Raw genomic sequence first — 12,755 nt, 5'->3', positions numbered from 1 at the left:
TATTTTGACAAATTTAAGGTTTTTATGTAATAATTGAACTAGAGTTCATTTTCAAACCAAGCTTTATCCATACGGAATTAATATTATTAAAGATTAATAAATTTAGTTTGTTTTGAAAATATGATTTTAAAGACTGGAGGTGTAAGCCTTACCTGGTAAGGCTATACATTGGAAATAGTTAACCTGATTATCATCGCTATCTTGATTGCACTAACCGGATTTTTCGTTGCAGTCGAGTTTGCGATAGTAAAAGTAAGAGGTACACGTATCGATCAACTTATTAAAGAGGAAAAAAAGGGAGCTAAAGCTGCCAAACATGTAGTTACACATTTGGATGAATATTTGTCAGCGTGTCAGCTCGGTATCACCGTAACTGCACTTGGCTTAGGCTGGTTGGGCCAACCAACGGTTGCCAGATTGCTGACGCCTGTTTTGCATTTCCTTCATATAAATAGCTCCATCACAAATGTTCTTTCGATCGTCATCGCATTTGCTCTTGTGACATTTATAAATGTGGTTGTCGGCGAATTAGCTCCTAAATCATTTGCGATTCAAAAAGCTGAATCCATTGCACTTATAACGGCAAAGCCGATTATTTGGTTTTATAAAATATTTTATCCGTTCATTTGGATTCTAAATCATTCATCAAGAATGTTAGTTGGCCTATTCGGGCTGAAGCCTGCATCTGAAAACGAATTGGCCCACTCCGAAGAAGAATTGCGGATTATACTTTCTGAAAGTTATCAAAGCGGGGAAATTAATGAATCAGAACTAACCTATGTGAATAACGTTTTTGATTTTAACAATCGAATTGCTAAAGAAATTATGGTGCCTCGGACTGAAATTGTAATTTTATCAGTCGACGATGAGCCTGAAGAGATTCTTGCATTAATGAAGGAACAAAAATATACGCGTTATCCCGTTATTAATGGTGATAAAGATAACATTATTGGAGTAGTGAACATCAAGGATATTTTAACTACACAAATTATTCATAAAGATTTGACTCCAATTAAGTCACTCACACCTTTTATCAAACCTGTTATAAGCGTGATTGAAACCGTACCTATTCAAAGCTTATTAGTTAAACTGCAAAAAGAAAGAATCCATATGGCCATCCTTTTAGATGAGTTTGGAGGTACATCAGGTCTGGTAACTGTTGAAGATATCATCGAGGAAATTGTTGGAGAAATACGAGATGAATTCGATACAGATGAAATTCCTGAGGTACGAAAAGTAAATGAGGAACATTATATTGTAAGTGGTAAGGTTCTTATTGAAAACATTAACGACTTGATTGGAACTACATTTTCAAACAAGGATTTAGATACAATTGGCGGTTGGTTTTTGTCCAATAAATTTGATGCTAAAATTGGTGATCGGATCGAAGTAGATGGCTATTGCTTTACGATCAAGGAAATGGAAGAACATCATATTTTATACATTGACATTCAAAAGGTACCAGCATTGGAATACACGGTTCCTAAAAGTTCTGTCTCATAATCATAAGGATTTTAATATTAATATTTATAAAAAAACGGGCTGAATCTCTTCATTCAACCCGTTTTTATTTTTCTACCAATTAAGCGCCTTTATTATGTGAATAACTTAGTTTGAGGCATGTTTGCAATAGGTGAACATTGGCCTTGTCGTTTTTTTGGATTATGGCTTGATACTCTGGCAAAAGAGCATTCGTTGGAGATAAACGCAATTCGCCACAAACATCAAGCCCCTCAGCCTCCTTGGACTTCAAGAGGATTTCGAGATATTGTGTTAATGTGCCGATATCCATCACACCTTGATCCCAGTTTGTTAAAGCTTCAGAAGTGGTTAAAACATCTTTGTCTATACTTATGTAAATATTTTTTGTGTGAATAGCAGAAAGAATCGACTTTAGTGAGTAATGCTGGCTGCCATCGAACGGAAAAATGACAACACGAGGATGTGTGCTATAATGCGCTGTAATAGTAGTTGGACCGATAATCACAACTCGCTGCAACAATGGGATGTCCCTTAGAGCAAATGATACCCAGGAACCACAAGAGATTAAATTTTCCCCTAGAGGATCATTGATCCTAATATCCGGATGATTATCAAACAAAACCAATGTAAACGGTTCGGTTAGTTCTTTTAATAATAGATAGGTAACATAATGATAGTTTCCACTGCCAATGAACGTAATCCCTTTACGGTTTCTTTTTTGCAGTTTGCTGTTTAGGTGAAACATAGAATCCCCTTCACAATAAAGGTTGACATGTTTCATTTGACGAAAGTCGATTTCATCATGTGAGAATTTTTGAAGCTTCCTCTGTTCATAGTACGTATCGTCAAAATTAATGATGGTTATCCCATTTCTCAATAACCCCATTATCTTTCATCTCCTTAAAAATTGGTGTTAGGCATTGTCCATAGATTAGTAGACTTGTCTAATGGTTAATAGTGACAGATAAATTTATTAGCCTTCTATTATTATATCAATCCTATATTTAATTTTCATGGGTTAGACGTTTAAATGGAAAAAGGAGAATGCCAAAAAAACATTCCCCGGCTTTTCTGTTTAAGGGACGATATTCCCCGCTGCCTTATAAATTTGATACCATTCTTCTCTTGTCAATACGATTGCAGCACCTTTGCAGGCCTCTTTCATCCGTTCCATTTTAGTAGTGCCTAGGACTACTTGAATGTTTGCTGGATGGCGAGTAATCCACGCAACCGCAATCGCCGTATTTGTCACATTATATTTGTCCGCAATAACATCTACTACTTGGTTTAACTCTGGAAAACGCTCTAAATCTCCCAGGAATGACCCTTCAAAGAAGCCATGCTGGAATGGTGACCAAGCTTGCATGGTGATATCATGTAAACGGCAATATTCTAAAATGCTGCTATCCCGGTTAATCGCCTGGTCAATATTCATATTTAGCGTTATGCCTGAATCAATCATTGGCGTATGGGCAATGCTAAGTTGCAGTTGGTTTACTACCAATTTATGTGGTGTGTATTTTTGCAACAGTTCTATCTGTGCAGGATTATGGTTAGACACACCAAAATACTTAACCTTGCCGCTGGTATGTAGTTTTTCAAATGCCTCGGCTACCTCAGTGGGTTCCATTAAGGGATCGGGACGATGGAGCAGTAAAATGTCGAGATAGTCGGTGTTTAATCGACTTAATATCCCGTCTACGGAATCAAGGATATACTCCTTGGAAAAATCAAAATAGCCTGAGCGGATTCCACATTTGCTTTGCAGAATCATTTTTTCACGAATAGAAGGGTTCATTTGAATCGCTTCAGAAAAAATTTCTTCGCTCTGACCCTTTCCATAAATATCGGCGTGGTCAAAGAAATTAATTCCTTCCTCCATTGCAGTCCGAATTAGTTTTTCTGCCTCAGGCAAAGAAAGCTGTGGTAATCGCATGTTACCCATTATGATATTTGAAACTTTTAGCTCGGTGTTAGCTATATTTATGTATTTCATGTAAATCCTCCCTTTTTTCCTTCTTTTCAAGTCCATGTTACCAAAGTTTATGAAATATAACACCAACTCTTTTTCATTTACCGTCACTCTCTTTTTTGCCGGCTCCCGGGCAATGTAATACGCTCGACTACACCCATGGGCCGCTATCACCCTCATTTTTTTGTTATTATATAAAGTAGCAAGATAACGAAATTATTTTATGTGATAAAGATAGAAAATGATTTGGAGGCTTGAATGTGTCAATTGTAAAAAACACAAATGACCGCTGGGAGGAAGTCAACGAGCAAATCATCATTGACTTGCCGGCGGATTTTAATATAAAAGCAAATCTTGGCTATTTAGAGCGGAATAAAAATGAATGCATGTTTGAGGTCGAAAATGAAATGATCACTAAGGTAATTACCACCGAAAACTCACAAACCTTAGTACAAATTCATGTAGATGATAACAATCAGATGATTGTTCAGCTTTTAAAATCTTCAAGTCCTATTAATAAAATGGATCGTACTGAGTTTGTTAGGTACATTCGTGAATGGTTTGATCTTGATCGGGATTTAACCCCCTTTTACGAATTAGCAAAAGCAGACCCGCTTCTTAAGGGACCAGTCCACGAATTCTATGGATTACGGGTAATCGGAGTTCCTGATTTATTTGAGACCCTCTGCTGGGGAGTCTTAGGACAGCAGATTAATCTTGCATTTGCCTACACCTTGAAAAGGCAATTTGTAGAAAAGTTCGGTGACTCAATAGAATGGATGGGAAAGAAATACTGGATTTTCCCATCCTATGAACAAATTGCTTTATTAACACCGGAAGATCTGGCCGATATTAAAATGACCGTGAAAAAGAGTGAATATATTATCGGAATCGCTCAGTTAATGGCCAGCGGTGCATTATCAAAAGGGGAATTAAAGAAATTGGGTAATCTCAAAGAGGCGGAAAAAAGCTTAATCAAGATTCGTGGAATTGGTCCTTGGACCGCAAATTATGTGTTAATGCGGTGCTTGCGTTTTCCCTCAGCTTTTCCAATTGACGACGTGGGATTACATAATGCTATCAAACATTTAACAGGTTCAGAGAATAAGCCATCAAAGGAAGAACTATTAAAACTTTCGTTAAACTGGACGAATTGGCATGCATATGCCACATTTTATTTATGGCGCGTTCTTTATTAACATAGTGACATAGAAGACGGTTGGAGGCAGTAAATGAAGCAGGATTATTATATGATTTACCAAAAATTATTTGACACCTACGGTCCGCAAGGCTGGTGGCCAGCCGAGACACCGTTTGAAATGATGATTGGAGCAATACTTGTTCAAAACACAAGCTGGCGGAATGTGGACAAGGCATTAATAAATTTGAAACCCTATTTATCGCCTGAAGGAATTGACCATTTATCAAGCGATGAACTTGCCGAGTTGATAAGACCTAGTGGCTTTTTTAATATAAAAGCTAAACGGATCAAATCTTATATGGAATGGTTTAAAAATTATCATTTCGATATTGAGCTAATCAAAAAATTAAATCGACAGCAATTGCGGTCTGAACTATTAAATATCAAGGGCATCGGCCCCGAAACAGCAGATGTTATCTTGCTATATACATTTGATACCCCCATTTTTGTAGCCGATGCCTATGCAAGAAGGATTTTTTATCGTCTAGGTTATGAGATGCCTATCACTTATGATGCCTTTCGATTACAAATCGAAAAAGAATTGCCAAGGGACTTGATGCTTTACAATGAGTTTCATGCCTTGCTGGTCGAACATGCAAAAGAGCATTGTAAAGCCACCCCAATTTGTACGGGGTGTCCTTTATGGGGAGTTTGTGACCGTAGGTTATAGATAAGGATCAGAATGCTGATTTGCTTTGAACTAAACTAAAAAAGGTAAGTGCATAGTAGCACTTACCTTCTTTTCAATACTTAACTATTTATTTATTAGTTTGATTTCCTTTTGCATCACGTTCTACTTTCATTTTTGTTACAGGTAGGTATCCTTGTTCTTTTAACAAGTTGTTTTGGATATCATCAGACATCATATAGTCAAGGAACGCTTTTGCTAATTCATTTGGCTCTCCCTTAGTATATGAATGTTGGTAAGCCCACACTGGGAATTTACCAGATTGTACATTTTCTTCAGTTGGTTCAACACCGTCGATTGCAAGAGGTGTAACTGTTTCATCTGTGAAATATGAGAATGCTAGGTAGCCAACAGCACCAGCCGTTTCGTTAATAATCTTTTTAACAGTGTTTGAAGAATCCTCTGTAACACCTTCAGCAGGTGTTGCGCCATCTAGTGCAAATTTATTGAATATAGCACGTGTACCAGATGAATCTGGACGGTTTACAAGAACGATCTTTTGATCAGCGCCGCCAAGTTCTTTCCAGTTAGTGATTTTGCCTGTAAATACTTTAATTAAATCTTCTTTTTTAATATCTTTAATACCAACTTTAGGGTTAACTGCTGCAGTCATACCTACAACTGCTACTTTATGGTCAACAAGCTCACTTGCTTTATCAGGAATTTTCTCTTCAGCAAAAACGTCAGAGTTACCAATTTGTACAGAGCCTTCAGAAACTTGTGATAAACCTGTACCAGATCCACCAGCTTGTACTTGAACATCCACGTTTGGATTTTCAGCCATGAATTTTTCAGCAGCTGCTGCTACTAGTGGTTGCATTGCAGATGAACCAGAAACGGATAATGATCCAGAAAGTTCTTTCTTTTCTTCTGTTTTCGGTGTTTCTTTCTCAGTTTTTGCTGCTGTCTTGTCTGTAGATGCTCCGCCTCCACAAGCAGCCATGAATACCATTAAAGCTGCAAATAATGTTAGTAGGCTTAGTTTTTTCAAACTTTTCATTTGCCTTTTTTCCCCCTAAGAAAATAATTATTATTTTGCCTTACAGTTAACTACTATAGGACAAAAGTATTAACTTGGTACAAAGAGAACGTAAAGGTTTTGTAAATTATGAATTGTGTTTCTTTAATTCTTTATATTAGTGCCCAGATAATCGAAGGTTCGTTATCTTTTTACGCTGAAAGCGGCGAAGTTCGCTTCATCTTTGCTTTTCTGTCCCTTCCACTCATCCATTCATACATAATAGGAATGACCAAGAGGCAAATAAGCGTGGAACTGATCATGCCTCCCACCACGACAACCCCCAGTGTTTGTGAAATGATTGTATCCCCTTTCCCAGATACTGCTAAAGGAAGCATTGTTAAAATAGTAGTTCCTGCTGTCATTAAAACTGGCCTAACCCTAGTAGATGCCCCATTTAGAATGGCCATTTTGGGTTCAAGTCCTTCAGTAAGATTTCTCTCAATCTTATCCACAAGGACTATTCCGTTAGTAACGACAATTCCCGTTAACATCATTAATCCAACTAATGCCGCAAGATTCCATTCCAGTTTAAAAATAAACATTCCAATTACTGATCCTATAAACGCTAACGGTATACAAACTAATACGGAAAGAGGAGCTCTCCATCCCTTAAAAACAGCACTTATAATGAGGAGAACAAGTAATATGGAAAAGAATAAAGCAATCACCATTTCATATATCATTTCAAAAACCTGCTGCGGGGCACCTGCAAAGGAATACTCGACTCCTTCTGGCAACGAGATTTTCTCAAGGGCTCGTTTGACTTGTTTTGTCACTTTTCCAATATCACTTGAAATGATGTTGGCGGTAATCACCGCAAACGGTTGTCCTCCCTTTTCTTGGATCACTGCAGTACCTGCTGGCTCTAAAATCGCAAGCTGATCTAATGTTACTTTTTGTCCTTCATTATTTAGAAAGGTCTCTCCGCCCATAATCGAAAAAATATCCTTTGTGTTACCCTTTTGTTTATTGGTATGAATGACAATAGGAAAGGTATTTTGATTAATGGAGATTACCCCTTTTGTTCCCTCAGCCGTATATTGCTGAATCCGCTCTAACACATCATCAAGCTTAATCCCGTAATGTTCGATAGCCTTACGGTTAAGCGAAATATGATACTGTGTTGTCTGATCTTCATCCTCAGCAATCCCCTGTACGGAAAGACCAGGAACGAGCTTAAGCTCGTTTCGTATCGTTTGTGCCATAGTTTCCAACGTCTGACTATCTGATCCGGTAAGGTTAATCTTTAACTGAGAATCGTCACCGGCTATGTTTTGGTTCGAAACTGTGTAAACAGCCTTACTTGACAATGAATTTAGTTGGTTCTTGAGCTTGTTGATAAAGGCATTAACATCCATACCTTTCTTTACCATTATGGACAAATTGGCGATATTCGGTTTCTGAAGCCATCCGCCTCCTGCATCAAAAACATCATCCGATTGAGGTGTAAATGATGAACCCAGTCCTGAAGAAAATGATTCCACTTTTGGATTTGTTTCTAGCAAGACTTCCACTCTTTTCACCTCGGCGTCTACTTCAGTTAAGGAAGTGTTTGGTGGCATTTCCACCTGTACACCGATTTGCCCAGAGGTATTGGACGTTGGCAAGAAATTTACAGGAAGAAAGGCAGCTCCCGCCGAAGTTAATAGAAATAAGGCAAGAAAAGCCAGAATCACTTTTTTCTTCCGCCTAAACACCCATCTTAATAATTTATGAGCAAACGGCTCTAACTCATCCCTTGTCGAAAGTGGTGTGCCCCTCCAAAAAAAGTTATAAAGAACTGGGACAACCAAAATGGAAACAAACAGTGAAAGGATCAAGGCAATGACCACAGACCAAGCAAATCCTGAAAAAGCTGAACTCACCAATCCACCCAATAAGGCAATCGGAACGTAAACCGCTACGGTAGTGGCGGTTGAGGAAACGATCGCAGGAATCATTTCACAAACAGCTCCTGTTAACAATTGAACGTTGATTTTCCCGCTTGCTTCATTCACTTTCCGATTCATATTATCTAGGATCACGATCGAATCATCGACTACCCTGCCCATGGCAACAATAAGTCCTGAAACGGTAAGAATATTGAGACTAATTCCCATCGTTTTTAATAAACCGGTTGTAGCTAACAGACAAATTGGAAGTGAAATAGAAATTAATAAGGTAGAACGAACTTTACGGAAAAACAGAAAAACACAAATCATCGAAAATATGCATCCTAATAAACCTTCCTTAATAAGACCTTTTAAAGATGCATTTACTTGTTCACCTTGATCAAAGACGATAGAAGCTTGTATGTCCTTATTTTTTAATGCAGGAATATCCGTCATCCTATTCTTTATTCGATCGGATACATCTGTAATATTGGAAGAAGGGATCTTCAAAACATCTAAAAGAACACTAGGTTTCCCGTTGGTTCTTGAAATGGTCTCCAGGTTCACAATCGAGTTTGAAATGTCAGCCACGTCAGAAAGTGGAACTGTTTTACCTTCACCGGTCTGAATAGGCAGTTGTAAGAGATCTTGTTGATTAAATCCCCAGCCCGAGACTTGAATAGGAATCGACATCTGATTGTTTGATACTTTTCCTTCAATTCCAGTTGTATAATTTTGGGCAAGTGACCGTTTTACATCACTGACCGTCAACCCTGCATTTTTTATATTTTCCAGCTTTAAGTTCACAGCATATCCGGCATTTCCACCTCCCGAAACTCGTACATCCTTTACTCCAGGAACGGTTTTTAAACGATTGACAAAATCTTCTTGAATCGAAGTCCGAAGCATATTTTCCGTTATATTTGCAGAAGAACTCGTCAGACTTATTCTTATAATGGGCATGGAATGAGTACTTAGCCTTGTCACTAACGGTTTTTCAATATCGGCAGGCAATTTAATATCAGCTATGGCTTGTGAAACCTGCTCCTCAGCTTGCTTCATATCATAACTCATTGGAAAGTTAAGACTTATCAATGCCCCACCGTTAAAGGAGTTTGTTTCTACATCTTTAAGACCTTCTACTACTCTTACTGCCTGCTTGATTGGTTCCGTTATCATTGATTTAATTTGCTCCGCCTGGTATGGATCCGCACGAACGGTTATCGACAAGGTTGAATTATTAATTTCTGGCAGGTAATCCCGTTGGATTTGCCATGCAGACATTCCACCCCAAACGAGAATTAGCCCAATTAAAGTTACAATGAGGATTGCACGTTTCATCGTCTCATTTAGTAATCGTTCCATATCTTTTTATCCGGGCAATAAAAACCCGAACCGCTCCCCCCTATAGGTGAATTTAAATTCGGAGAATGTATCTCTCCATATGCATAACAATAGCTACCCAACTGGGTAGCTAAGCTACAAATTACATACAATCTGCTTTCTTGCAGCAGCTTACTAAGAAACTCTGACCCTAGTGCTATTAATCATTATCAGCAGGTGACGGAGCAAAGCTCTCAGGCTGCTTTTCTACTTCATCTGGTGTATGAACCTTTTTATCCCCTGGATATGGTTTATCAAAACCTTTTGTAGCATACCAAACGGCATGATTAAGCATATTAGCATTAGTCTCATCCGGTGATGCATTTCTGCCCGTTAACTTTTCTTTGTTTTTGTTAGACCACTCTGTCCATTTTTTCGAAAGTTCACGTGCCTCTGGTGTCACCTTTTCTGTATTTGCAAGTGCTGCTGTATTTGAATTCGGCTGGCCGTTTAAAGTGTCAAGCGGAATTTGGTTTTGTTCAACGTTGTACGGTGTAAAATCTGGTTCATTGGTAAAGATTTCGCTCATTGGTTCCGCTGCAGCATCGTTCTGGTTCATTGGAGGAAGTCCTAAGATCTGTTCAATACTGCGAACCATGTTAATAACCGTCCAGTAGTGGCTGGAAGTGATTCCTTTTTTCACCCACGGACTGATGACAAATGCTGGTTCACGGTGTCCATCTACGTGGTCCAGCCCATTTTGTGCATCATCCTCCGTAATAAAGATAACAGAGTCTTTCCAATACGGGCTATGGGAAATGAGGTCAACAATTTTTCCGACAGCCAAATCATTGTCCGCTACCATTGCCTGAGGTGTAGGTGACCCTGTCGCAGTCCCATTCGTGTGGTCATTAGTTATCCACAACGTATTCAAGGCCGGTAAATCATTATTCTTTACGTGTTGCTCAAACTGCTTTTTGAAAATTTCAAAACGATACTGGTCAGGAATTCCCATATCAAACGTTGGGAATGGTTTATGTGTAATTGGCCCAAGTGAGGGGATATCATACTTCGCCTCATAGTTTCCAATTGGAACATGCAGATCGCCAGTCTTTTGTCCTGAAAGGATTAAATAATCATTATACCAATCTGTCCAAGATCCGCGTGGTGCCGTACCGGTAAAGTCTGTCGTGTCTTCGCCAAAGTTCTCCACTGACACTCCATGTTTAATGGCTTGATCCCATAAATGACCAGTAGGTGCATATGCCATTGGGTCCCCAGCACCCCCGGGATAGCTGCGGACATTCGCAGAATCTGTCTCTTTATCTTCATAATCTGTGTTTGTTCCCTGCATTACCCATTGGTGTCCACTCGCTGACTGGATGCCGGAAACATAGAAATTATCAAATAGTGGATAAGTTTCTGCAAATTTATGAAAGTTGGGAGTAACAGCTTTTGGGAACTGCGTTAATGCCACCTCTCCATTGCCCTTTCCTAAGTCACCAAGTACTTGGTCATAGGTACGGTTTTCTTTAATAATATAGAATACGTGTTTAATAGTGGAAGGCTCACCGATCCGCTCAGGCATTGCAACTGGTTTCTTATTGTTTCGAGGCTCGGCGTTCAAGTTTTTTAAACCAAACCAGTTGTTATTCGAATACACCTGCTTTGTTCCTTTAACAAGGTCTTCAGTTGAAGGGAAGGGAATCAATGATAAAGATCCTATTTGTGCATAAGAGGAGTGTCCTGTCACCTTAACCCCTTGAATCGTTAAATCACGTGCAGGTCCACGTGAACCAATTCCATCCGCATTCGCAACGACTAAATTTTTATTTTCAGTATCCACGGCGATATCAACGGGGAACCAGGCTGTTGGTAAAAGCCCTTGCAATTCCGGAGTCTTATCAGGACCTTGCCAGTCATAAACCGCAATTGCGTTATCGCGGCCAAGGCTGACCATTAATTTGTTATCTACTACTTTGACTGCGTTTGGCACAGAACCTTTATGAGCATCAGGATATGGTTCAATATCTATCGTTTGTGCCACTGAATTCGTCTTGGTGTCAATGACTGAAACCGAGTCGCTGTTCGTATTGGTTACAAATATATATTGCCCGGACTGTGTCATCCGTTCTGGTTGCACACCAACTTCAATCGTTTTTGTTACGGTGTTCGTAGTAAGGTCAATTATGGATACAGTTCCTGTTGAAGTCGCACCTGTTTTAGGATCGACCACAACTTGAGTTCCCGAAGAGTTAACAGTTGTATCACCAGCTTTCGCTACCCTACCGCCTTGGTTTGTTACGTAGGCAGTATTTCCATCAACTAAAATACTTGTAGGAGCATTTTCCACGGCAATTTTGGCTGTTAATGCGCCTGTATACGGATCCATCACCCCAAGGCTGTTATCACGGTTAAGAGCTACTAAAAGCTGACCCTGTGGTCCGACAGTTAGATCAAGCGGGTTGATATTTCCGCCAACAGCTGCATTAGGAAGGGTATAAGTCTTTTGAATCGCAGGAGTTCCATCAGCACCAACTGACATGACAACTACTTTACCTTTTCCGCCCTTTGAGCCAGTTGCATAAAGCTGATTTCCGTCCTTGGAATAAGCTAGCCCCCACATAGTAGAAAGACCTAAATTAAAATCATTTAGCGTCATTTTTCCAGTTGCAAGATCAACGACATTAATTCCCTTTCCGCCGTAGTTGCTTCGGCCAACAATCGTCACAGCGGTTTTTCCATTTGGATGAACGGCGACAGTAATAGGGTTTCCGCCAAATTCAATTTGTTTTCCAGCTGGTGTGATTAATTGGTTAACAGGCGTTTGAACTGAACCATCTGCTAGTTCACCCACCAAATTGCTTCCAAATCCAGATTCTTGTGCAGCGTAAGCCCCAGCCGATCCTAAAAGTATCGTACTCAAAGTTAGTCCAGCAAGCAGTCTTTTCTTTTTTCTAAATTTCTTTAACACGATTCTCACTCCCCTTTTTAACTACAGCTACAGATTACGCTTCCTTTATTAACCATTGGTTGAGCTTATGTAAAATACAAATAAAGAAGATTCTGACTTTTTATCCACTACTATCTCACTAGTTTAGTGGTTTCCAAAACCCTATTAAAGTTTGAAAAACACAATTTGAATGTGCAGAAGCTCTCTAAAAACCTTTATTAACCATCAGCTAATTACAATTTTC

General features: G+C 39.2%; 8 protein-coding genes. 3 read left to right on the top strand and 5 right to left on the bottom strand.

Annotation, left to right across the window (positions count from 1 at the left end; translation table 11 throughout):
* Positions 1–168 precede the first annotated feature (168 nt).
* Positions 169–1,503: a hemolysin family protein gene (locus tag AC3ANL_RS07380; RefSeq protein WP_488328581.1), complete on the top strand. Its 1,335-nt coding sequence runs from the start codon at positions 169–171 to the stop codon at positions 1,501–1,503.
* Positions 1,504–1,582: 79 nt separating this feature from the next.
* Here AC3ANL_RS07380 and AC3ANL_RS07375 read toward each other — a convergent pair whose 3' ends face one another.
* Positions 1,583–2,368 (bottom strand): arginase family protein, encoded by a 786-nt coding sequence (locus AC3ANL_RS07375; protein ID WP_488328580.1) that lies wholly within the window; start codon positions 2,366–2,368, stop codon positions 1,583–1,585.
* Positions 2,369–2,557: 189 nt separating this feature from the next.
* Positions 2,558–3,478 (bottom strand): aldo/keto reductase, encoded by a 921-nt coding sequence (locus tag AC3ANL_RS07370; protein WP_488328579.1) that lies wholly within the window; start codon positions 3,476–3,478, stop codon positions 2,558–2,560.
* 236 nt (positions 3,479–3,714) lie between these two features.
* Between AC3ANL_RS07370 and AC3ANL_RS07365 the strand changes: the two genes are divergently transcribed.
* Positions 3,715–4,653, top strand: a complete 939-nt coding sequence (locus AC3ANL_RS07365; protein ID WP_488328578.1) for a DNA-3-methyladenine glycosylase family protein — start codon at positions 3,715–3,717, stop codon at positions 4,651–4,653.
* Between the two features lie 33 nt (positions 4,654–4,686).
* On the top strand, positions 4,687–5,325 hold the full coding sequence (locus AC3ANL_RS07360; RefSeq protein ID WP_488328577.1) for an endonuclease: 639 nt from the start codon (positions 4,687–4,689) through the stop codon (positions 5,323–5,325).
* Positions 5,326–5,413: 88 nt separating this feature from the next.
* Here the strand turns inward: AC3ANL_RS07360 and AC3ANL_RS07355 are convergent, their stop codons facing one another.
* The 3 genes from AC3ANL_RS07355 to AC3ANL_RS07345 all read right to left on the bottom strand — a co-directional run bounded on the left by AC3ANL_RS07355 (position 5,414) and on the right by AC3ANL_RS07345 (position 12,532).
* Positions 5,414–6,343 (bottom strand): phosphate ABC transporter substrate-binding protein, encoded by a 930-nt coding sequence (locus tag AC3ANL_RS07355; RefSeq protein WP_488328576.1) that lies wholly within the window; start codon positions 6,341–6,343, stop codon positions 5,414–5,416.
* A 170-nt stretch (positions 6,344–6,513) separates the two neighbouring features.
* Complete coding sequence (locus AC3ANL_RS07350; protein WP_488328575.1) at positions 6,514–9,600, bottom strand: efflux RND transporter permease subunit; 3,087 nt, start codon at positions 9,598–9,600, stop codon at positions 6,514–6,516.
* A gap of 178 nt (positions 9,601–9,778) precedes the next feature.
* On the bottom strand, positions 9,779–12,532 hold the full coding sequence (locus AC3ANL_RS07345) for a bifunctional YncE family protein/alkaline phosphatase family protein (RefSeq protein WP_488328574.1): 2,754 nt from the start codon (positions 12,530–12,532) through the stop codon (positions 9,779–9,781).
* Positions 12,533–12,755 lie beyond the last annotated feature (223 nt).

It is taken from the genome of Neobacillus sp. DHD-1R (genome assembly GCF_057747995.1).
Note: the sequence above shows the minus strand (reverse complement) of the source record. Positions and strands in the feature narration are given on the sequence as shown.